Raw genomic sequence first — 21,411 nt, 5'->3', positions numbered from 1 at the left:
AGCTCGTCTACAGACTTCACTTGTACGCCCGCTTTACGTTCTGCAGGAGCTTCAACTTTAACAGTTTTAAGCTTAGTTGCAGGTGAAACGCCATAATCAGCAGGTGACTTAGTATCAAGCGGTTTTTTACGCGCTTTCATGATGTTTGGAAGAGCAGCATAACGTGGCTCATTCAAACGCAAGTCAGTGGTGATAATTGCAGGAAGTGCAAGTTCAACAGTTTGTAAACCACCGTCGATTTCACGAGTCACTTGTACTTTGTCGCCTTCAACTTTAACTTCTGAAGCGAAAGTACCTTGGCCAGCACCTAAAAGCGCGCCAAGCATCTGACCAACTTGGTTAGAGTCATCATCAATTGCTTGTTTACCAAGAAGGATCAATTGAGGTTGTTCAGCGTCTACAACACCTTTTAGGATTTTTGCAACTTCAAGTGCACCTAACTGGCTGTCGTCAGCTTCAACAAGGATACCTCGGTCTGCACCAAGCGCCATAGAAGAACGGATTTGTTCTTGAGCTTCTTTAGGACCAATAGAAACAACAACGATTTCTGAAACAGTTCCTTTCTCTTTTAAACGAACCGCTTCTTCCACTGCGATTTCACAGAATGGGTTAATTGACATTTTAACGTTCGTTAAGTCAACACCACTGTTGTCCGGCTTAACGCGAACTTTAACGTTGGCATCAACCACACGTTTTACAGCAACAAGAGCCTTCATGTAATCCTCGGCTGTTTTAGCAAATGTAAATGTTGAGAAAAGTTATATTAACTCTTCACTTTAAATTTTTTAGGTGCCCTATCTTGCAATGTGTACGGCATTTCGGTCAAGTCACAATTATCGAAAGACCTGTAAAAAAGCGTAATTTCCTTGAACTTATCGTTCACATTTTTTAAAGAATGCTTCAGTTATCCAAAAAAACGCATTATTCAGTTATTTTTTAAGCATTGATTTTTATTATTTTTTTACTTGATTTAGCTCATCAAAAGATCTGATTTAATATCAATTTTCGATCAATCTTTCTGAAATAGAGCTTTCCCTCTACACATTCGGCAACATATCTAAACTTGTCATTTAAGATAGAAGCATAATGAATTTAGTGCTGATTTCACTTTTCTGAAGCTAATTGGCGTGTTTTCCCCCTGTTCTTATTCTTAATATCTGTCAATATTCAGCACAGATAAAAAAACCTCCGCTTTCGCGAAGGTTTTAGTTAAGGCATTTAGCCCAATTTACATTTGCTGTTTTAATTGGCAATTAACCATGTCGCAGCAAGAGCCAACAAACCACCTGATGTACCATCAATCCACTTTTGTTTGCGTTCATCAATTTCAGTTTTTTGTGTAATACGTGCAAAGACCACACTCAAACTACAATACACCACAAAAATCAGCCCAATAAAAATGAAGGACAAAATCAAACCTTGGCTCACAGTATTCGCTGATTTATCGATAAATTGCGGCAAAATTGCAAAATAAATCAACATACCTTTCGGGTTCAGTAAAGCCGTAAAAAAGCCTTTTTTAATCGGGTTGGACGCTGACTTTTTCTCAATACTTAATTTTTTACTGCTAAATACTGAACGCAGTAAATGCGTTGCCAAATATAAAAGATAAGCAATCCCCAACCAGCGGATTGTTTCAAACAGTAGTGGAAATGACACGATAATCGCAGCAATACCCAATGCCACCAAAATCGAATGTACCAAGTAACCTGAACACACACCTACTGTAGCCATCATGCCTGCTTTTGCATCCTTACCCATCACTTGTGACAGGATAAAAAGCATATCGGGTCCTGGTGTGAAAATAAGGGGAATTACCGTTAAGGCAAACAAAGCAAATACAGACATTTCAATTTTCCCTTTCTATGTCCTGAAAGTGAAATTAGTATGTTTGAATCGCTTTAAAATAGGATATCAAATATTCTATAATAGATATTATTTTTAGAATTATATTCTATTTTATGAAGATATCTTCTAAGTCAATTCTAGTTAAACTAGATCGTATTGATAAAAATATCATTCGCGCACTTCAAAATAATGGCCGCATGCAAAATAATGACTTAGCCAAGGAAATCGGACTCTCGCCTTCTTCTTGTTTACGTCGGGTCAAATTACTCGAAGAAGCAGGTGTGATTCAGAATTACACCACCGTGGTCGATCCACAAAAGATTGGCTTTCAATTGATTTTATTCTCTCGTATTTGGTTGACTGGGCAAGATGCTGAAACCATCGATACTTTTATCGAAGCGATGAAAGAACTTCCTCAAGTCATGGAGTGCTACATTATTTTGGGTGAGTGCGATGCAATGCTCAAAGTAGTGGTGCCTGACCTAGAAAGTTACCGCAAATTTCAGTCTACTCACTTAACCAAGAAAAATGGCATCACCAGTGTAAAGACTGATTTACCAAGCCAAATCATCAAACAAAGCTTCCAGTTACCGCTAGAAGATTTATAAACAGAAATTGGTCTGCCAAGGAACAACTCAAGCATTAGAAACGACGAGGCTGAAACTACAAGCTTGGCAATGTAGTGACGGATTACCTTCACAGCCTCGAATGCAAATACCTAGCAATGCGGTATTTACTTATATTTTAAGCAAAGAAAAATAATAATTTGGGGCACATTTGCAGCAATTAAATGGGAAATATCTAGGAGGTCTTTGAGCTCAATTGCTCAACTAGGAAAACCATTGATTGGATTGACAGGCTCTCGCTATCAAAATTAAACGAATTGAATTACTAAGCAGCAAAACGGATTGGCATTTAGAAATTTTTGTTTAAGCAACTAAGCTATGCAAAGAAGATTAACACTCTAACGCTCTGCTCACAAGCATCTCAACATGTCATGGAGCGAGTGATATAAGGGCTAAACATCCAAAACCAATGAAGATAGCCCTTGAGTTGTTTATTTTACCAATGGTTTAGGCTGGCTGATTTTCCAAAAAGTCACGATGGATGTGGCTTAGGTCAATAAGTTCATACTTTGCCAAATCAAAAATACGCCAAATGGTGAGGGCATCTTCTTTACTGTCAAATTTAGCAGTTGCTTTATTGGTAAGCTGCCATTGTTTATCCGAAATCCAAATAAAGTATTGGCCCGTCGCCGCATTAAACGCCTGAACTTTACCATCGGCATTAATCCCTTGTAGCTGCGCACCTTCAGGCAATACAGCTTCTACTTCAGGCAAACTGATTTCAACAAAGTGTTTGATCTGGCGTAAGCCGTATCCTGCAAAAATTTCTTTTTGCTGACCATTTAACTGGTCATATTTTTCTTGAATATCTGAAATCATGGTATGGCCTATATATTTTTAACGGTACAGCAATTTAGTAAATGGCGAATTTCACTTCAGCACTTACGTCAATTCAATAATGGACAATTTTTATACCCGATAATTTGAATTTTTATAATGCGACAATAGTTCAAAATGTCGGTCAATTTTACCAATATTTTTTCACATCCTTATTTAATTTTCATGAAGTAGACCACTTTAGGATACAAAATGTGAAATCTAGCCTGTGAATTTAAGCAAAATTTAGACCACTGAGTACCAAAGTCGTTTTTGCAATTGTTACGAATTTTTATGCTGTGCCCTTGGATGGGCCTGATCATAAACTTGTGCCAATCGATCAAAATCCACATGGGTATAAATTTGTGTAGTGGTTAAATTACTATGCCCCAACATTTCTTGTACAGCACGCAAGTCACCGCTATTGGACAACATATGGCTAGCGAAGCAATGTCGTAATAAATGCGGATGTAAATCGACATTTACACCTGCACGTCGAGCTTGAAATTTAACTCGATTTTCTATTTGTCTTACCCCCAGTGGATTACCTTTTTGAGTGATAAAAACTTGGGCTTCTGGGACAAAATCACCATGCCATGCAGGATATAATTGCAACCAATGCATCACAGCCTCTTTGGCTTTAGAACCAAAAGGTACAATGCGCGTTTTATTCCCTTTACCCGTAATACGTAACAGTTGGCGATTAAAATCAATATCTCGAATGGTTAAGCCCTGCACTTCTGCCAAACGTAAACCACTTGAATAGAGCAACTCCAAAATCGCTTTATCACGTATCCAAAGTTGCCGTTGAGTTTCACTTTCCGGCTCGGGCTGTTCCATGATTTGTTTAATGGTTTCAATATCGACCAATCCTGGTAAAGGACGTGATTGGCGTTTGAGCTGAAAATCATCTGCAGGATTAAAATTGAGATAACCCCCTTGTTCTGCCCATTTCATAAATTGGCGTATTGAAGATAACATGCGCTGCAAACTACTTGGATTGAGCTGAAACTGTTCCACTTTATGAGCAACAAATTCACGCAGATCTGACTTTTCGACATCATGCAGTGGCAAGTTGCGTATTGTACAAAATTGGAGAAAATCACTGACATCACGCTCATACGCTTGCAATGTATGTTTAGACTGATTTTGAATTTCACGTTCCTTCAACCACATAGTCAGTAGTTGACTCTGATCCATCGTCATCTGTCTTCTCCCATTTCAACATGTGCTTAAGCGTTGCAGTACGTTCACTAAAGCGATTTTACATATCTGTTTTATGAAAAGAGTCTAGCAAAGAACCCCTTAGGCTTACCATCAACACGTTGGTAAAAAGCTTGCGTTTCATTAAGCAAATACCCTTCTACACCATCCACACTGTGTGGATTGACATGGATTAAATCCACTGGGCATTGCTCTTTTAAACTGTCCTGTGTGATACGACCAATTTTACTGTGTAAATCTTGAATTTGTTGTTCAGATAATCCTGCTTCTAAATCTAGTCCGATGAGTAAAGTTGGTGAATCATCTCGAGCCTTATTCAGCATTTGCGCCAAATAAGCAGCTTTTACCACGCGCTCTGTGCCGAAAAAAATACTTAATTGATCAATCATAAACTGCGGATATTCCGCCGGCTGACCAATTAAAACTTCCGTATCTTCCCTAACTTCATAGTTTTCTGAGGGCTGAATATACTGCCCGTTCAGCAAATGTTGAATTTCTTCTGGTACAAAGTCCTTCGTCGCATCAGGTGATTGTGGATTCAATACAAGCCTTGCCCCAATGGTCATTTCAAATAATGCCTTGGTTGGTAGCTGGATATACGACTCCTCTTCAGATATTGCCAACCGCATTTTTTCCAGGGACGTAAAAAATGGGATGACGCAATCATAAGTCTCATCTTCCCATGATTTCAATTAAACACTGTCACCTTCATCCAAAATCAAATCTTCGGCAATGCGTGAATCCGCTCCTGTTGTTCCCACACAATACACATTGGCTGCTAATAACTGAGCTAAAAATTCGGGTCGATACGCGGGTTCATGTAAGGCTTTATGAAAAAGTTGTTCTAAGATTTCTTCTTTTATTTCTTCGTTTATTTGTTCCATGTTGATTCCAATCCCATTGAATTATAATTTTTTATTCACTTTTTATTTTATGAAAAAAGCCCTGAATGAATCAGGGCTTGGAGTTTAACCTTGGAAGTAACTTAAATCTAAGCGTCCTTCGTAAACTGTTGCGGTTGGTCCGGTCATCCAGACTACACCACCTTCTTGCCACTCAATTTGCAGCTTACCACCTGCCAACTCTATTTCGACCGAATTGGCTAATAAACCACGACGCATACCTGATACTGCCGCTGCACAAGCACCTGTACCACAGGCCATCGTTTCACCGACACCACGTTCAAATACACGTAAGCGTGCATGTTTCTCATCCACGATTTGCATAAAGCCAGCATTTACTCGCTGTGGAAAACGCTCATGCGATTCGACTTGTGGACCAATTTTAGCGACGTCTGCAGTAATAACGTTAGGAACGATCGTCACTGCATGCGGATTACCCATACTCACCACATCAATGGTGAGTTGTTCATTATTCGCTAATGCAATGTCGTATAAGTTTTCAGGCTCTTCCGCAATAAATGGAATTTCATGCGGCAAAAAGCGTGGATAACCCATATTAACGCGCACCCAACCATTCGCACCTAATTCAGGCTCTACGATACCTGACTTGGTTTGTACTTTGATTTTGGTTTTGCTGGTCAACTTACGTTCATGCACAAAGCGCGCAAAACAACGTACACCATTACCACATTGTTCAACTTCCGAACCATCCGCATTAAAAATACGATATTTAAAATCAACATTGGGTAAATCAGGCGGTTCTACAATCAAAAGCTGATCAAAACCAATACCAAAATGACGGTCGGCCAAACGCTGAATCGTCACTGTATCTAAATAAGCCCGTTGGCTAATTAGATCGACCACCATAAAGTCATTGCCAAGGCCATGCATTTTGGTAAATTCTAATAACATCTCGAATTTCTCCTTAAGGCAATAAACGCTCACGTTCCCACAATGATTCGATGGTTTCACGCTCACGAATCAAATGAGACTGATCACCATCAACCATTACTTCAGCAGCACGTCCGCGGCTGTTGTAGTTTGAACTCATGACAAAACCATAAGCACCCGCCCCCAATACTGCAAGCACGTCATTTTCTTGAATCGCCAACTGACGTTGCTTTCCTAGGAAATCGCCGGTTTCGCAAATCGCGCCAACCACATCCCAGTCTTTCTTTTCTGTATCTGTACGAGGCGTTACTTCCTGAATATCCATCCATGCTTCATATAAAGCGGGACGGATTAAGTCATTCATTGCAGCATCAATAATCGCAAAATTACGATGATTGGTCGGTTTGAGCAAATCAACTTTAGTTAACAACACCCCTGCATTTGCAGAAATACTACGCCCCGGCTCCATATATACCTTAAGGCCTAATTTTTCTAATGCCGGACGCATTGCCTGAGCATATTCTTCAACGGTTGGCGGAACTTCGTCTTTGTACGTTACGCCTAAACCACCACCAATATCGATGTGTTTTAGATGAATACCCATCTCTTTCAGTTGATTGATCATCACAATGACACGATCAAGTGCATCAACAAAAGGCTGAGTTTCAGTCAACTGTGAGCCGATATGACAATCAATCCCGATAATCTCAAGATTTGGCAATGATGCCGCATAAGCATAAGTTTCAAAAACACTGTCTGAAGGAATGCCGAATTTATTTTCTTTTAAACCCGTAGAGATATAAGGATGGGTTTTAGCATCCACATCTGGATTTACACGCAATGAAATCGGTGCTTTCTTACCCATTGCCGCAGCAACTTTTTGGATTCGATCTAGCTCTGCATGAGATTCAACGTTAAAACATGCAATACCCACGTCCAATGCTTTTTGGATATCGGCTTCAGTTTTACCCAAACCTGAGAATACAATTTTAGAAGCTTCACCACCGGCTTTTAACACACGTGCGAGTTCACCACCCGTCACGATATCAAAACCAGCGCCCTGCTTGGCAAGTACGTTTAACACCGCAAGATTAGAGTTTGACTTTACCGCAAAACAAATTTGATGGTCGATAAAGCTAAATGCACGGTCCATATCTGAATAATGCTTTTCAAAAGTAGCTTTTGAATAAACATAAAGCGGTGTGCCATATTGCTGTGCAAGCTGTTGTAAAGAACATTGCTCTGCATGCAATACCCCATTCGTACGGGTGAAACTCATGAAAGTATCCTTTCTATAAAAGCATTAAGGTGTAGGGTTAGAATTTGAAGATTCCGATTCAGTTGCAACAGGAGCCGCTTGTTTTTCCTGCTTTTGCTGTGCAGGCGTATCTGGATAAATCAGATATTTTGCGCGCTTATCTGCATTTGCATCTGAAGGTAAATGCAATGCACCAGACTGACCACAAGCGGTCAGCAGCACAGCACTTGCTAATACAATAATTTTATAATTCATAAAACGATACATAAACGTACCTAATGAAAAGATTTTTCCGAGTATAACGTGATCAACCCGCGGATAAAAGAAAAGCCCTGTAATTCCAAGTGAGCTTTTTGCCATTCTGCACTAAATTTAAGCAAAATTTGATGGTGCTGTTTTCAAACCACATTTGTGTATTTTTCTATACCGATCAGGCTATTGATTTCACTGAAATAGCTTATCAATTTGAATGCTGTTTTATACTTCTATTAGCACTAATGAATACTGTGTATTAGTGTAAATTAATTCCATATTCAAATAAAAAAGCTGCCCCCTCAGGAGCAGCTTTTTATGTTTTTACATCATTTCAAAAATGTAAATTAATGGTGCTTTTTCTTATAAAAACCGAAATAACCAATAATCAAAATGATGAACCAAATTGGGCTAACCATGAGCGCTTTCATGGTATCTGCTTCTAATGACAAAACATAAATCATGCCGATGAAGAAGATAATCACAAGCCAGCAAGTATATAAGCCACCTGGTAATTTAAAGGTTGATTTCGCATGCAACTCAGGACGAGTTTTATAGTAAACGATATAACTCCAGATAATCATGAGCCATACGCAGATAAATAAAATCGTCGACAGTGTAGTTGCTAAAGTGAAGGCTTCAACCGTGTTCGGTACGAAATACTGTAATGCCGCACCCAACAGTAAACAAACTGCCGAGAAATACAACGCATTTGCAGGAACTGCACGTGAGTTTAGACGACCAAAAGCTTTTGGACCTTGCTCTTCACGAGATAAACCAAACAACATACGTGAAGTCGAGAACACACCACTATTCATCGATGACATAACTGATGACAACACCACCAAGTTCATAATAATCGCAGCAGCAGCAATACCGGCTTGGCTAAACAAGTTCACGAATGGTGAAATGCTTGGGTCAATGGCATTCCATGGCGTAACAGACATCACAATCACAAGTGCAAGCACATAGAAAATAATGATACGAATCGGAATCGAGTTCACAGCTTTAGGCAAGTTGTGTTCTGGATCTTTGGTTTCTGCTGCCGTAGTACCAACGAGTTCTACGCCGACAAAGGCAAAAATAGCAATCTGGAAACCTGCCAAGAAGCCGGTAACACCTGTTGGGAATAAACCACCATGTGACCATAAATGTGTGAATGATGCGATTTCACCTGTCGATGAGGTAAAACCGGTAAAGATCATCCAAAGACCAACACCAATAAGCACCACGATTGCAATAATCTTAATCAGTGCAAACCAGAACTCTAATTCACCAAAAAGTTTAACCGTAACAAGGTTTAAACCCATTATAAATACAATGGCGGCAACACTGATCATCACTCCTTCTTCGGGCGAGAACGGGTTACCTCCATTAAAGAATTGCAGGTAATAAATGATGGCCGATAAATCAGCAATCCCTATAGTGATCCAGCACAGCCAATAGGTCCAACCCACAAAATAGCCTGCCCACGGGCCGATTAAGTCGGTTGCAAAATCGATAAAAGATTTATATTCAAGATTTGATAGTAATAACTCGCCTAATGCACGCATGACGAGGAAAACCATAAAACCAATAATCATATAGATAATAAGGATGGACGGACCAGCTAAACTGATGGTCTTTCCTGACCCCATAAATAAACCTGTACCAATCGCACCACCAATCGCAATCAATTGCAGGTGTCGGTTGGACAAGCTTCGTTTCAAATCGCCGCTATCAGCGTGCGATCCATGAATTTCATTTGACATTATTTAATTCAACTTCGCGTTCCAATTGCGACAAATTAACGTAAAAATTTCAGAAAATACAAAATTATTTTTCATCATCTATATTTTCGGATTAAGTGACAAAGTTAATTTATTTTTCTTATATATAAAAATCTTAGCGCCAGTTCACATTTTAAAGCGACCAATAAAACAACAATTTACTTGTAATAACTTAAATTTTATGCAAAAAATATTTTACCAACGATAAAAAAATTATGCCAAATATCATGGAAGTTTCTAACAATGGCATATCAATTGCTACAGATATCAAAAATGTAGCATTCACTCACTCAGGGCCGATAAGAAGAAGATACTATGCAAGAAATTCAAAATATCATGGAAACACTCAGTGGATGGGTCTGGGGCCCGTACATGTTGGTCCTCATTGTCGGAACAGGTGTATTCCTCACCTTCCGACTACTTTTCTGGCAATTTCGCATGTTGCCTTTCGCATTCAAACAAGTCTTTGGCAAGCATCCTAAAGCAGATCAACATGATGGCGATATTTCTCATTTCGCCTCACTTATGACCGCACTTTCTGCCACCATTGGTACAGGTAATATTGCCGGTGTAGCCACCGCTTGTGTGCTCGGTGGTCCGGGCGCAGTGTTTTGGATGTGGATAACCGCGCTCTTTGGTATGGCAACCAAATATGCTGAAGGTGTACTCGCTGTAAAGTTTCGTCATAAAAATGAAAATGGCGAAATGAACGGTGGTCCGATGTATTACATCGAACGTGGACTTGGGCCTAAGTGGAAATGGTTGGCAGTGGTATTTGCCCTATTTGGTACTTTGGCATCCTTTGGTATTGGTAGCTCAGTACAGTCCAATACTGTCGCGCTTGCTGTGCAAAACAGCTTAGGGATCAGCACACTCACCACTGCAATCGTCATCACCATATTCTCTGCCCTCGTTATTTTAGGCGGCATCAAATCCATTTCTAAAGCCTCTTCATTTATTGTTCCAATTATGGCGGTAGGTTATGTATTGGGTGGCTTAATCATTATTTTCACCAACCTTGAATTGGTGATCCCTGCACTAAAAATGATCTTTAGCTATGCATTTACGGGCGAAGCTGCTGCGGGTGGTGCGATTGGTGCTGCGATTCGTTATGGTGTGGCACGTGGTGTATTCTCTAATGAAGCAGGTATGGGCTCAGCACCTATTGCCGCTGCGGCTGCAAAAACTGACCATCCAGCACGTCAAGGTCTTGTCTCTATGACAGGTACGTTCTTAGACACCATCATTGTTTGCTCAATTACAGGTATCGTACTTGTGATGGGTTTCATCATGGCAGGACAAAGCTTTGGTGATCAAACGGGTGCCGTACTGACGATTAGTGTTTTTGACAAACTACTTCCCGGCTTCGGTGGTTGGGTCGTGACTTTCGGTATTATTTTCTTCGCTTATTCAACCATTCTGGGTTGGAGCTATTATGGTGAAAAATGCTGTACATACCTCTTAGGTGAAAAGTCAGTACTGATTTATCGCTTAATTTACATCGCATCAGTCTTTGTTGGCTGTGTCGTAACACTTGATCTCGTTTGGTTATTTGCCGATACCTTTAACGGTTTGATGGCTGCACCAAACTGTATTGCACTGTTATTGCTCTCAGGCATCATTGTAAAAGAATCGAAAGATTTTATTGAACGTCGTAAATCAGGTGAATTGTACTAATCCCCTGCTAAACAAAAAGCCACGTGAATTCACGTGGCTTTTTTATTCGGACTGAAAATCAATATTTACTTATTGAATCGTGCCAATTTGACCATCATCAAATTTGTCGTTTTTCGTCTTGCTTTCATTGGCCGCTTCATCTTTTGGATCTAATTCAGCATCTTCAATAAAGCCTTCACCAAATTGGTCACCAAACTCATTTTCAGCATATTCAGAATCTACAGCACTGGCTTCCATCAGATCAGCTTCGATTTCTAGGGCAATTTCCAAAGATAAAGAAAAGAACAATACCCCCTGAATTTTCATGTTCCCTTGTTCATCTTCAAGGTATTCACTGAGGGTTTTATATGCAGGGCTGCTTTCATCGAAAGGCACGTCGAGGTATAAATCACCTGTATAGCTATCGATTAAAGACTCACCTTCTAGCCCCATACAAGGGAAATAGTCGATATTTTGCAGATCAAACCAGTGCATAACATCATTACGCACCGTATTTTTTTCAGGATGTTGATGATCATATTCTTCAAAATGCACAAATAACACATCACGATTTTTTTCACGTGCGATGGCATCGATATGTCGTAATAGTTCAGTCATGTGGTGACTCATTTCAAAAAATATAATGCGCTATTATAAAGTGCTTACTATGTAAAAGTGCAGCTATTGAAAATAAAACGACATCAATTGACCTTCATCAGTCATTTCATGCGATAAAAACTTGGTTTTTCGATGTATTCACCGCTATGCTGTGACTCAATTTAAGTTTGTGCACAGTAAATATTATGGCGAAAGCAAAAAGTGTCTATCGATGTGAACAATGTGGTGCTGATCATCCCAAATGGGCCGGTCAATGTACCGAATGTGGTGAATGGAATTCATTAGTCGAAGTCAGTATTGCACCCGCTGTTACACACCGTGCGCAGCCTAAAATGGGCGGTGGCTATGCAGGTCAAGCAGCTGCTGTGACTACCTTAAATCAAGTTTCCGTTTCGCATGAAACTCGAATGGCAACAGGTATTGGTGAATTTGACCGTGTGCTCGGTGGTGGACTGGTCACAGGTTCAGTTGTGCTGATTGGTGGTGACCCCGGCATTGGTAAATCCACTATTTTGCTACAAACCGCAACCTATATGGCGGCGAGTAAAAGTTCTGCCTTATACGTCACTGGTGAGGAATCTTTGTCTCAAGTGGCTCTACGTGCCCAGCGCTTAGATTTGCCGACCGATCAACTCAAAGTCATGGCCGAAACCTGTGTCGAGCGTATTTGTGAAGTTTTGGCACATGAACGCCCTGCCGTTGCCATTTTAGATTCGATTCAAACCCTATACACCGAGACACTCCAGTCTGCGCCGGGCGGTGTTTCCCAAATTCGCGAATCGGCTGCACTCCTGACTCGCTTTGCCAAAAATAGTGGCACTGCGCTGTTTATTGTCGGTCACGTAACGAAAGAAGGTTCTTTGGCAGGCCCTCGCGTGCTTGAGCACATGGTCGATTGTGTTTTGTATTTTGAAGGTCAGTCTGACTCGCGCTTCCGTATGATTCGTGCGGTGAAAAACCGTTTTGGTGCGGTCAACGAGCTTGGTGTATTTGGCATGACTGATAAAGGACTGCGCGAGGTATCAAACCCTTCCGCCATTTTCCTGAGTCGTTATGATGAAGCCATTCCGGGCTCTATCGTCATGATTAGCCGTGAAGGTACACGTCCACTTTTGGTTGAAGTTCAGGCTTTGGTAGATGATGCGCACGGACAACCTCGACGCGTGGCCTTAGGTTTAGAACAAAACCGTTTAAACATGCTTTTAGCCGTTATGCACCGTCATGGTGGCGTACAAACTGCAGGACAAGATGTTTATGTCAATGTCGTCGGTGGTTTAAAAATCACTGAAACCGGTTCTGACCTTGCGGTACTTTTAGCCTGCGCCTCTAGCTTAAGAGCTAAAGCCCTGCCACAGCATTTGGCAGTATTTGGTGAAGTCGGCCTTTCAGGCGAAATCCGCCCTGTACCCAATGGACAAGAACGACTCAAAGAAGCCATTAAGCATGGTTTTAAAACCATTATTTTACCGCGTGGGAATGCACCGCAAAAACCGATTTCAGGTGTAGAAATTATTTCTGTCGCACGTTTACATGAGGCGTTGAGTCAGGCAATTACACTTACCGATGAGTCTTAGTCACGTTGAATCGTTTATTTTGAATGAATTTTCAATTTTTTACCGATGTTCTATTGAAATTCAGTACAAATGGCGGCATAACTAGATGGCTATTTTAAATTTATATAGATATAGGAAAATTTGATGGAAGTTCGACAGCGTGGTTTGATGACTGCTCTTTTAACAGCAGCCCTTTTGGTAACGCCGATTGCAGAAGCGAAACGTGCCGGTGGTGGTAAAAGCCATGGTATGAGCCGTCAAGCTGCTCCAACTCAGTCTTATCAGCAACCTCGTCAATCTGCTCCTGTTCAACAGCCTGCAACTGCTGGCGCTCCAGCAAAATCTGGCTCGAATGTGGGCGGAATGGTTGCTGCAGGTGTGGCTGGTGCTGCAATTGGTGCAGTCGCTGCAAATGCGATGGCCGATGACAATAACGGTCAAGCAGCTTCTGAAGCGCAAGCTCAACAGCAGGAAGAGAAAGGTGGTATACCAGGCTGGATCTGGATTTTACTTGCCGCAGCTGTTGCCTTCTTCATTTTCCGTAAGATGGGCGCAAAAAAAAAACTAGCCGCTAACAACCCATATGCGCCAAACAGCGGTGCAAACAATGCACCGTTTGGCCAGCAAAATGCCGCACCTCGTGCAGGTAATGACAATACGAATATTTTTGGTAATTCTGTAGGCGGTAATTCAGCAGCTTCAAATGCTCCATTTGGTGCAGCTGCTGCAACGAATGCGCCTTTTGGTGCTGCCTATACCAACAGCGGCAATCAATTGCCTGATGGTACAGAACCAGCAACATTTTTACGTGTTGCACGTCAGCGTTTTAACCACATTCAATCGATGAATACGGCAAGCAACATTTCTGAAATTCAGCGTTACTTAACGCCTGATCTTTACCAGTCTATGTATAACGACATTATGGCGAATAAAGATGAAGACGTTGCTGAGTTTTCTAACTTAAATGCTATGGTGGTCGATTCTGCTAACGAAAATGGTCAATACGTTGTAAGTGTGCGTTTTACAGGTACGGTAAGTGAAGACTTAAATAGCCTGCCACAGCCATTTGCTGAAGTATGGCATTTTGTTAAACCTGCGGGTTCTGATCAAGACTGGTTGGTTGCAGGCATTCAACAAGAGCAATAATGTAGACAATTAAGCATTCTTGCATTCTAAAATAGCGACTTCGGTCGCTATTTTTTCGCCTTTAATTCCCCTCTTTTTAAATCAATTTCCACTCAGCATGCTGAAAAATCAATAATTTTGTGAATACATTATTCTAATTATTAATAATAATTGTTATCATTTAGATTAACTTTAATACAATTTCCAAGCGCTTAAGTATTTTATGAATAGCTCACCACCTGAGGCACTTGTGACACCCCTCACATCTGCGCTGCCTAAAACGCGTAAAGATACTCCTTCTCTATTGACCTATCGCTTGATGATTTTCTATCGCTTTGCCCTCGCTTTAGTGGGCGGATATGTTGTCGCGATGCTATCTGCCATCGTAATCGCAGATGTATTTAGCGAAGACCGTGGAAGTGCAGCCATGAGTGCAACTTTAATTGCATTTATCCTGTGGAGCTGTGCATTTATTTGGGTCTTTATGGTGAATAAAACCCTCAAAGCAACTTTAGGCATTGTGATCCCTGCGGTGTGTTTGTATGCCATTTACATGATGATGGGAAGCTAAAATGCGTGTTGATGCAAAAGTAGAGGGACCTCGCCAGTCCATGTCTTGGCTGCATACATGGGCTAGCCTAATCTTAGGTTGGTTGCTGTATGCTATTTTCCTGACCGGAACCCTGAGCTTCTTTAAAAATGAAATCAATGTTTGGATGACACCTGAGCTGCATCAATCTGTTCCAGCCAGTTCACAAGTCCAACAAACTGAAGTCGCACTGAATTATTTACAGCAAAATCATCCAAATGCAGGTGCTTGGAATATTTTGCTGCCGAATACGCGTCAAAATGCCACATTAATTACCGTTCGTGAACAAGGTGAAGACCCTCGCGCACGCCGTGGTGGTAAACAAATCTACATTGATAGTGCTACAGGTGAAGTGCTTGAGCCGCGCGATACGCGTGGTGGTAATTTTCTCTATCGTTTCCATTTCGAACTATATGGCATGCCACGTATGTGGACACGATGGTTTGTCGGGATAGCCACACTGTTAATGTTAGTTGCCATCATTAGTGGTGTGATTACTCATAAAAAAATCTTTAAAGATTTCTTTACCTTCCGTTCAGGTAAAGGACAACGTTCTTGGCTCGATGCACATAATGCAACCGCAGTATTTGCGCTTCCCTTCCACATCATGATCACCTTTAGTGGCCTGTTGCTGCTGTTATTTACGATCATGCCTTGGGGGATTGAACGTATTTATGAAAACCGGGGACAATTTTTACAAGAACAAAATCGTGCCTTGGTTCAAGAAAATAAACCTGAAGGACGTGAATCTGCTCAAGGACGCGAAGAACGTGGCGAACGCCCACAGCAAGCCCGTGCCAATTCTGCACAAAACCAAGGCGAAAATCGTGCTGAGGGCCGTGGTGAAGGTCGAGGAGATCGTCGCTCTAAACGTCAAGAACAACCTATCGTTGCTGCGCCGTTGACCAACTTAGCGCCGATCGTGACTGCGGTTCAGACTGAATGGAAAACTAATCCGATTAGTACCGTTAGCATCATTGCACCGAATACAGACCAAGCTAAAATTGAACTACGTGCCTTACATGGTGAAAGTGTCGCGTATCGAAATGTCTATGCAAGCAAACAATTTGATGGCGTAACAGGCAAAGACTTAACTGACGAAAGTGCCAAGTTAAAGCACCCTTCTGTACCGATGGGTATTTACAATGTAGTCACTACGCTACATGAAGCACGCGGTGTAGATTTAGCACTACGTTGGCTGCTGTTTATTTCAGGGATTGTAGGCACCCTGATGGTCGCTACAGGTCTCATTCTGTGGTGTGTAAAACGTGCGCCACAACAGCAAAAACAAGGCTTTAAAGCATTTGGCTACCGCACGGTTGAAGTGACCAATATTGCAGCGATTATTGGTTTACCCATTGCCTGCGCAGCATTTTTCTATGCCAACCGTTTTATTCCCGCACAGCTTGAAAACCGTTCGGAATTAGAAATTCGTAGTTTCTTTATTGTTTGGCTACTGACGCTCGTTTATGCGATTTTCCGTACGCACCATCAAGCGTGGCTAGAACTTTTAGCTTTTGCCACAGCAATTTTTGCCTTACTGCCGATTGTAAACTTCATGACTGGTGGTCAACCGCTTTGGAATACCATGGCAAATGGCCAATGGATGATTGCATCCCTTGATCTTGCAATGTGGCTTTTGGCTATCTTGTTTGCCTACTCATTTTACAAAGTGAAAAAGCATCAAGGACTGCCTGTTAAAAAAGCGCGTGCCACAAAGGAGGCTGAAGCATGATGTTCTTTCTCCTGATTTGGGCACTGAGTAGCTTAGGTTTTTTTGCCTTGGCATGCAGCATGTCTAAACATCAAAAGCAGTTCTACAGCAAAGAGTTAAGTGTGGGCCAAACACGCTTAGCCACGTTAGTCGGCTGGGCGCTATTGATTATCGCCTTGATAATTTGCCTCTCTCTTGGAACGCCGAGCAATAACATCAGTTATTGGTTTGGCGCGCTGACTATTGCGGCTTTATTTGTCGGGCTATGTATTAGTTATATCGCTGAATATTTTTGGAAAATTATTGGTGCATTAGTTGTCATCTTTGTATTGTCAGCAGTGTTTCTTAAAATTTAATTCTTTAGACGACATTCTCTAAACATTGAAAGCCAATCTTCGGATTGGCTTTTTTCATGCCAACCGATTAGGCTATGCCTATTCTGCTCTTTTGGATTACACATGTCTGAACTTTCAATCTCTCCTGCTTTATATAACCGCGCTATGGCAGGCAATAAAGATGCTCAATTTGAACTGGCTGAAATTTATATGCAAAGTGAAAATGATGAGCATGTTGAACTTGCTGAAGAATGGGCACTCAAAGCAGCTCAGTTAGGTCATGTAGAAGCAATGTATTGGCTGGGTGAAGGCTATGCAGTCTATGCCAAAGACATGCTCGAAGAAGATCCTGAAGAATCTAAAACCTATTTTGAGCATGCGCACCGCTGGTTAGAACAAGCGTCAAAACATGACCATCCTGCTGCAATTTTAGAATTGGCCAATTTTTACCGTCGCGGCGATGTGGTGGAAAAAGATGTCGCTAAATCCATTGAACTGGTTGAACAATCTGCAAAATTAGGTGAAGTTCAGGCCATGCGTGACTTAGCCTTTATTTATGCCAATGGCTTAGGCATCGACGCTGATGAAGAAAAAGCAGATTTTTGGAATGAAAAAGCCGATGTGGCTGAGCAGTAATCCAATTTTTTTCTAAAAAATAAAGCCCATCTCATGATGGGCTTTTTGCTTTTAACAAAATGGCTCAGCTCGCCACATAGTCATTTACATCTACAGTAATCACTTGTCGGCAAATGCCTTCTGCTCCACGCTGCTGTTCAAATACATCTGATGGCATGGCATCAAAGCTGTCAAAGAAACTGATTTCAGTTTCGTCAATGTCATACACCAAGGAATGATTCCCCACGCCCTCTAGGGTGTCGTAATACACAATCACAAACTGATTTTGTTCAAAAGCCTGCTGAATTTGTGCATAGCCAATTGCGGGTAATACAGGCAGTTCCAATTGGTCTGCTTCCGTATAGCTGCGTTTTTCACTGTCTTGCAGCTCAGGATCATGCTCTGTGTAAAACTTTACTTGAAAACCAAATTTTTTCAGTCCAACGGCTAAACCAATGGTTGTTGTGCCATGGTCAGCTTCATAAGCGCAAACTTCGATGAGCTGCTGAATATCTGCATCTATACCTAAGTGCTGCAGCAACATCCACACCGCATAAATGCCACCATTGGCTTCTAAATTTGCCAACTCATCAGGTATTTCCATCGACATATATCAAAACTCAAAATTGCTTATGGACGATGATAAACAAATCAAAGTGGTTTTGCCTGCAAGTTTTAATCCAGACCTGATTTCACATGTACAAAAATAATGTCCAAATCTTGTTTAGGTACAAAATTCTTTTCAACCATTTGAAACTGCGTAGCGCTGATTTTCTTCACTTTTCCTGCCCAGCAAAAAGAAACCAGCTCTCCTGCATCACGCTCGATAGTCAGTTTAAAATCTTGAATAGGTTTTGCCCAATTGGCACCTGTTTTTAAGATATAACCCAAAGCTTGAAATGGTGCATGCTGTGATTTGGCCTTTCTGAGTCCTGCCTTAAAGTTTTTATCCATACAAAATTGTTGATTATACTCATCTGGATATAACGCCACAGAGCCACCCACCAGCGGTGCATATTGATGCTGTACACGTGTGAGCGCATTGGCTTTAAACGTTTGCTTCCAGCTATAAATCACCTGAGATGACCATGAAATGGTTTCATTCGGATCTTTGGGCAATACTTTTTGCAGCGCTGCATTTTTACAGTTTCTGAGTTTTTCCTCGAAAGTTTCATATTCATCATCTTGCCTGCTCCACGGATTCAGCATGTCTTTTTCCGTAAACCCGCATTGCTTAAAACTCTCCGTCATATCAATCGGGGCTGTTTTTTCATCTTTTTGAATAAAAGTGCGCACATGCATTTCTGGCTGAATCGTTTTTCCATTCACCTGAACTTTAAAATTTTTGAGCAGCTTTTCTGTATTGGCAAAATCAGATTCAAAGAAGTTTTCAACTTTTGGCAGCGGAAATAAGACCGTTTCAGTCACATCTTTATTGCTTAAATTTTTGAACTGGTAATCGACCTTGATGATTTTTTTACTAATAAACAGGTCTTCACTGAACATTTGAATATCTTTATTTTTCAGGTATTGCACACCGCCTGTTGCCACATAGCCTGTTGAATCGTTGGCATATGTTAGTGCTGAAAAACACAAGCATATGAATGCAGTTAATTTTTTCATTATTAGCTTCCAATTTTTTATATTTAAAATTGCACTAGAATATCATCGACCATTTTTCAGGAATATACTCAGAAATTAGCCCTATCCCGATAATTATAAGGGCAATGATGCCAATCAAAATAATAAAACTCACTGTTTTTATGACTACTCTAAGGGTTAAATTTAAGCCTCTCGTATAATTTTCAATAAAGCCTGAAAATTTAAATAAGGATAAAACCCCAATCAAAATTAAAGGCAGAAAAAAAATATCTTGTGGTGAAAAGTCGCCTCGCCTTGCTGAGACAGCTTGTGAAGATACGAGTAAAACTAGGAAAATATTAAATTTTAATATATTCATGATATGTACGTTATTATCTTTTTATTATCAGATTATTCATCTACATATTAACCAATTTTTGATTGGAACTCACTCTATTTCCAAGTACAATACTGCCCTAGTCGAGGGATGCTGCGACTTTCTTATAGGCACTAAATATAAGATCGCTAGGCTCGACGATTCGGTTGGACACTCGCTCCAATCAACAACGGCATCCGCGAACTGAATGATCAATTGTTTTTATTAAGGAGATCGTGATGAACGCGGTTAATGCTTCATTTACAGATTACAAAGTTGCCGACATTTCACTAGCTGACTACGGCCGTAAAGAAATCAAACTCGCAGAAGCAGAAATGCCAGCCCTAATGGGTCTTCGCAAACGCTATGCAGCGGCTAAACCGCTTGCTGGTGCGAAAATCCTTGGCTGTATCCACATGACCATTCAAACTGCAGTTTTAATTGAAACTCTAGTTGAATTGGGCGCAGAAGTTCGTTGGACTTCTTGCAACATCTTCTCTACTCAAGACCACGCTGCTGCTGCAATCGCTGCTGCAGGTATTCCTGTATTTGCTTGGAAAGGCGAAACTGAAGAAGAATACATGTGGTGTCTTGAACAGCAAATCAATGTGAACGGTACACCTTGGGATGCCAACATGATTCTGGATGATGGCGGTGACTTAACTGCGCTTGTTCACGAAAAATATCCTGAAGTGATTGCTAAAATCCACGGTATTACAGAAGAAACCACTACAGGTGTTCAACGTCTTTACGAAATGCACCGCGACGGTACTTTAAAAGTTCCAGCAATTAACGTAAATGACTCTGTAACCAAGTCTAAAAATGACAATAAATACGGCTGCCGTCACTCACTAAACGATGCCATCAAACGTGGTACAGATATGCTTTTATCTGGTCGTCGTGCGCTTGTAATCGGTTATGGTGACGTAGGTAAAGGTTCTGCTCAATCACTTCGTCAAGAAGGCATGATTGTACGTGTCACTGAAGTTGACCCTATCTGTGCAATGCAAGCATGCATGGACGGTTTCGAAGTTGTTGCTCCGTATAAAAATGGCATTCAAACGGGTAAGAAAGAAGACATCAACCTTGATCTTCTTCAAAATACTGACTTGATCGTAACAACAACTGGTAACTACCACGTATGTGACGCTGCAATGCTTGATTCATTAAAAGCTGGCGCTGTAGTTTGTAACATCGGTCACTTCGATACTGAAATCGATACAAACTACCTACGCGGTTACAAGTGGGTTGAAGTTAAGCCACAAGTTCACCAAGTGTATCGTTCAGAAAATGAAAATGATTACCTTATTCTTCTTTCAGAAGGCCGCTTAGTGAACCTTGGTAATGCAACAGGTCACCCTTCACGTATTATGGATGGTTCTTTTGCTAACCAAGTGTTGGGTCAAATGCACTTGTTCGCTGAAAAATTTGCTGATCTTCCGGAAGATCAAAAACAAGCGGCGATCCGCGTAGAACTTATTCCTAAGAAATTAGACGAAGAAGTTGCTGCTGCAATGGTTGCAGGTTTCGGTGGCGTATTAACGACTTTGACTCAAGAGCAAGCGGATTACCTCGGTGTTCAAGTTGAAGGCCCGTTCAAAGCTGAGGCTTATAAATACTAAGTTTTATAAATACCTCTCCCTAACCCTCTCCTAAAAGGAGA

At 41.0% G+C, this 21,411-nt stretch carries 22 protein-coding genes and 1 pseudogene; 9 read left to right on the top strand and 14 right to left on the bottom strand.

The genetic code is table 11. The features are described 5' to 3' along the window. Positions 1-716 (bottom strand): electron transfer flavoprotein subunit beta/FixA family protein (locus M5F03_RS01375; protein WP_249706090.1); only part of this gene is annotated, 716 nt, incomplete at its 3' end. Between the two features lie 526 nt (positions 717-1,242). Continuing rightward, positions 1,243-1,848, bottom strand: a complete 606-nt coding sequence (locus tag M5F03_RS01370; protein ID WP_078190404.1) for a LysE family translocator — start codon at positions 1,846-1,848, stop codon at positions 1,243-1,245. Between the two features lie 113 nt (positions 1,849-1,961). On the opposite strand from M5F03_RS01370, the gene M5F03_RS01365 reads away from it, so the two are divergent. Beyond that, the gene (locus M5F03_RS01365; RefSeq protein ID WP_111883921.1) at positions 1,962-2,456 is read left to right on the top strand and encodes an Lrp/AsnC family transcriptional regulator; all 495 of its coding nucleotides are present in this window, start codon (positions 1,962-1,964) and stop codon (positions 2,454-2,456) included. A gap of 465 nt (positions 2,457-2,921) precedes the next feature. Here the strand turns inward: M5F03_RS01365 and M5F03_RS01360 are convergent, their stop codons facing one another. From M5F03_RS01360 to M5F03_RS01325, 8 genes are all read right to left on the bottom strand, one after another. Next, positions 2,922-3,293 carry a hypothetical protein gene (locus M5F03_RS01360; RefSeq protein ID WP_111883920.1) on the bottom strand — a complete coding sequence of 124 codons (372 nt, stop codon included), beginning with the start codon at positions 3,291-3,293 and terminating at the stop codon, positions 2,922-2,924. 279 nt (positions 3,294-3,572) lie between these two features. After that, positions 3,573-4,496 carry a tyrosine recombinase XerC gene (locus M5F03_RS01355; RefSeq protein ID WP_249706088.1) on the bottom strand — a complete coding sequence of 308 codons (924 nt, stop codon included), beginning with the start codon at positions 4,494-4,496 and terminating at the stop codon, positions 3,573-3,575. Positions 4,497-4,567: 71 nt separating this feature from the next. After that, complete coding sequence (locus tag M5F03_RS01350; RefSeq protein WP_283773837.1) at positions 4,568-5,206, bottom strand: enhanced serine sensitivity protein SseB C-terminal domain-containing protein; 639 nt, start codon at positions 5,204-5,206, stop codon at positions 4,568-4,570. Further along, positions 5,207-5,398, bottom strand: coding sequence for a hypothetical protein (locus M5F03_RS01345; RefSeq protein ID WP_249706084.1), 192 nt, complete (start codon positions 5,396-5,398; stop codon positions 5,207-5,209). It abuts the gene before it with no gap. A gap of 84 nt (positions 5,399-5,482) precedes the next feature. Beyond that, entirely contained in the window at positions 5,483-6,328 is an 846-nt protein-coding gene (dapF, locus tag M5F03_RS01340) for a diaminopimelate epimerase (protein WP_249706081.1), read from the bottom strand. Between the two features lie 13 nt (positions 6,329-6,341). Continuing rightward, positions 6,342-7,586 carry a diaminopimelate decarboxylase gene (gene lysA, locus M5F03_RS01335; RefSeq protein WP_180126393.1) on the bottom strand — a complete coding sequence of 415 codons (1,245 nt, stop codon included), beginning with the start codon at positions 7,584-7,586 and terminating at the stop codon, positions 6,342-6,344. Positions 7,587-7,610: 24 nt separating this feature from the next. Continuing rightward, the gene (lptM, locus tag M5F03_RS01330; protein WP_372491094.1) at positions 7,611-7,820 is read right to left on the bottom strand and encodes an LPS translocon maturation chaperone LptM; all 210 of its coding nucleotides are present in this window, start codon (positions 7,818-7,820) and stop codon (positions 7,611-7,613) included. 344 nt (positions 7,821-8,164) lie between these two features. After that, positions 8,165-9,568 (bottom strand): amino acid permease, encoded by a 1,404-nt coding sequence (locus M5F03_RS01325; RefSeq protein ID WP_078192075.1) that lies wholly within the window; start codon positions 9,566-9,568, stop codon positions 8,165-8,167. A gap of 333 nt (positions 9,569-9,901) precedes the next feature. Between M5F03_RS01325 and M5F03_RS01320 the strand changes: the two genes are divergently transcribed. Continuing rightward, positions 9,902-11,263 carry an alanine/glycine:cation symporter family protein gene (locus tag M5F03_RS01320; protein ID WP_249706079.1) on the top strand — a complete coding sequence of 454 codons (1,362 nt, stop codon included), beginning with the start codon at positions 9,902-9,904 and terminating at the stop codon, positions 11,261-11,263. Between the two features lie 240 nt (positions 11,264-11,503). On the opposite strand, the pseudogene M5F03_RS01315 reads toward M5F03_RS01320, so the two are convergent. Beyond that, positions 11,504-11,872 (bottom strand): annotated as a pseudogene (locus M5F03_RS01315) (hypothetical protein); the annotation flags it as partial. A gap of 173 nt (positions 11,873-12,045) precedes the next feature. Between M5F03_RS01315 and radA the strand changes: the two are divergent. From radA to M5F03_RS01285, 6 genes are all read left to right on the top strand, one after another. Further along, entirely contained in the window at positions 12,046-13,434 is a 1,389-nt protein-coding gene (gene radA, locus M5F03_RS01310) for a DNA repair protein RadA (RefSeq protein ID WP_180026689.1), read from the top strand. A 123-nt stretch (positions 13,435-13,557) separates the two neighbouring features. Further along, on the top strand, positions 13,558-14,559 hold the full coding sequence (locus M5F03_RS01305; protein WP_249706077.1) for a Tim44 domain-containing protein: 1,002 nt from the start codon (positions 13,558-13,560) through the stop codon (positions 14,557-14,559). A 202-nt stretch (positions 14,560-14,761) separates the two neighbouring features. After that, entirely contained in the window at positions 14,762-15,109 is a 348-nt protein-coding gene (locus M5F03_RS01300) for a hypothetical protein (protein ID WP_078192079.1), read from the top strand. Position 15,110: 1 nt separating this feature from the next. Then, on the top strand, positions 15,111-16,862 hold the full coding sequence (locus tag M5F03_RS01295; protein ID WP_249706075.1) for a PepSY-associated TM helix domain-containing protein: 1,752 nt from the start codon (positions 15,111-15,113) through the stop codon (positions 16,860-16,862). After that, positions 16,859-17,197: a DUF3325 domain-containing protein gene (locus M5F03_RS01290; RefSeq protein ID WP_249706073.1), complete on the top strand. Its 339-nt coding sequence runs from the start codon at positions 16,859-16,861 to the stop codon at positions 17,195-17,197. The genes M5F03_RS01295 and M5F03_RS01290 overlap by 4 nt, the downstream gene beginning before the upstream one ends. A 102-nt stretch (positions 17,198-17,299) precedes the next feature. Next, positions 17,300-17,812 carry a tetratricopeptide repeat protein gene (locus M5F03_RS01285; protein ID WP_078192082.1) on the top strand — a complete coding sequence of 171 codons (513 nt, stop codon included), beginning with the start codon at positions 17,300-17,302 and terminating at the stop codon, positions 17,810-17,812. A 64-nt stretch (positions 17,813-17,876) separates the two neighbouring features. On the opposite strand, the gene M5F03_RS01280 is transcribed toward M5F03_RS01285, so the two are convergent. From M5F03_RS01280 to M5F03_RS01270, 3 genes are all read right to left on the bottom strand, one after another. Continuing rightward, the gene (locus tag M5F03_RS01280) at positions 17,877-18,401 is read right to left on the bottom strand and encodes a cysteine peptidase family C39 domain-containing protein (RefSeq protein ID WP_249706071.1); all 525 of its coding nucleotides are present in this window, start codon (positions 18,399-18,401) and stop codon (positions 17,877-17,879) included. Between the two features lie 65 nt (positions 18,402-18,466). Beyond that, on the bottom strand, positions 18,467-19,414 hold the full coding sequence (locus M5F03_RS01275; protein WP_249706059.1) for a DUF4424 family protein: 948 nt from the start codon (positions 19,412-19,414) through the stop codon (positions 18,467-18,469). A 34-nt stretch (positions 19,415-19,448) separates the two neighbouring features. Next, complete coding sequence (locus M5F03_RS01270; RefSeq protein ID WP_249706057.1) at positions 19,449-19,751, bottom strand: hypothetical protein; 303 nt, start codon at positions 19,749-19,751, stop codon at positions 19,449-19,451. A gap of 236 nt (positions 19,752-19,987) precedes the next feature. Between M5F03_RS01270 and ahcY the strand changes: the two genes are divergently transcribed. Next, positions 19,988-21,370, top strand: coding sequence for an adenosylhomocysteinase (gene ahcY / locus M5F03_RS01265; RefSeq protein ID WP_078192086.1), 1,383 nt, complete (start codon positions 19,988-19,990; stop codon positions 21,368-21,370). The last annotated feature ends 41 nt before the right edge of the window (positions 21,371-21,411 follow it).

It is taken from the genome of Acinetobacter amyesii, from assembly GCF_023499985.1.
Taxonomy (GTDB): Bacteria; Pseudomonadota; Gammaproteobacteria; order Pseudomonadales; family Moraxellaceae; genus Acinetobacter; species Acinetobacter amyesii.
This window is presented reverse-complemented; position numbering and strand designations above follow the sequence as displayed.

Excerpts from the sequence above, each read along its gene's own strand:
- M5F03_RS01370 (WP_078190404.1), bottom strand. The coding sequence starts at position 1,848 with ATGTCTGTATTTGCTTTGTTTGCCTTAACGGTAATTCCCCTTATTTTC.
- M5F03_RS01365 (WP_111883921.1), top strand. The coding sequence starts at position 1,962 with ATGAAGATATCTTCTAAGTCAATTCTAGTTAAACTAGATCGTATTGAT.
- M5F03_RS01360 (WP_111883920.1), bottom strand. The coding sequence starts at position 3,293 with ATGATTTCAGATATTCAAGAAAAATATGACCAGTTAAATGGTCAGCAA.
- M5F03_RS01355 (WP_249706088.1), bottom strand. The coding sequence starts at position 4,496 with ATGACGATGGATCAGAGTCAACTACTGACTATGTGGTTGAAGGAACGT.
- M5F03_RS01345 (WP_249706084.1), bottom strand. The coding sequence starts at position 5,398 with ATGGAACAAATAAACGAAGAAATAAAAGAAGAAATCTTAGAACAACTT.
- dapF (WP_249706081.1), bottom strand. The coding sequence starts at position 6,328 with ATGTTATTAGAATTTACCAAAATGCATGGCCTTGGCAATGACTTTATG.
- lysA (WP_180126393.1), bottom strand. The coding sequence starts at position 7,586 with ATGAGTTTCACCCGTACGAATGGGGTATTGCATGCAGAGCAATGTTCT.
- lptM (WP_372491094.1), bottom strand. The coding sequence starts at position 7,820 with ATGAATTATAAAATTATTGTATTAGCAAGTGCTGTGCTGCTGACCGCT.
- M5F03_RS01325 (WP_078192075.1), bottom strand. The coding sequence starts at position 9,568 with ATGTCAAATGAAATTCATGGATCGCACGCTGATAGCGGCGATTTGAAA.
- M5F03_RS01320 (WP_249706079.1), top strand. The coding sequence starts at position 9,902 with ATGCAAGAAATTCAAAATATCATGGAAACACTCAGTGGATGGGTCTGG.
- radA (WP_180026689.1), top strand. The coding sequence starts at position 12,046 with ATGGCGAAAGCAAAAAGTGTCTATCGATGTGAACAATGTGGTGCTGAT.
- M5F03_RS01305 (WP_249706077.1), top strand. The coding sequence starts at position 13,558 with ATGGAAGTTCGACAGCGTGGTTTGATGACTGCTCTTTTAACAGCAGCC.
- M5F03_RS01300 (WP_078192079.1), top strand. The coding sequence starts at position 14,762 with ATGAATAGCTCACCACCTGAGGCACTTGTGACACCCCTCACATCTGCG.
- M5F03_RS01295 (WP_249706075.1), top strand. The coding sequence starts at position 15,111 with ATGCGTGTTGATGCAAAAGTAGAGGGACCTCGCCAGTCCATGTCTTGG.
- M5F03_RS01290 (WP_249706073.1), top strand. The coding sequence starts at position 16,859 with ATGATGTTCTTTCTCCTGATTTGGGCACTGAGTAGCTTAGGTTTTTTT.
- M5F03_RS01285 (WP_078192082.1), top strand. The coding sequence starts at position 17,300 with ATGTCTGAACTTTCAATCTCTCCTGCTTTATATAACCGCGCTATGGCA.
- M5F03_RS01280 (WP_249706071.1), bottom strand. The coding sequence starts at position 18,401 with ATGTCGATGGAAATACCTGATGAGTTGGCAAATTTAGAAGCCAATGGT.
- M5F03_RS01275 (WP_249706059.1), bottom strand. The coding sequence starts at position 19,414 with ATGAAAAAATTAACTGCATTCATATGCTTGTGTTTTTCAGCACTAACA.
- M5F03_RS01270 (WP_249706057.1), bottom strand. The coding sequence starts at position 19,751 with ATGAATATATTAAAATTTAATATTTTCCTAGTTTTACTCGTATCTTCA.
- ahcY (WP_078192086.1), top strand. The coding sequence starts at position 19,988 with ATGAACGCGGTTAATGCTTCATTTACAGATTACAAAGTTGCCGACATT.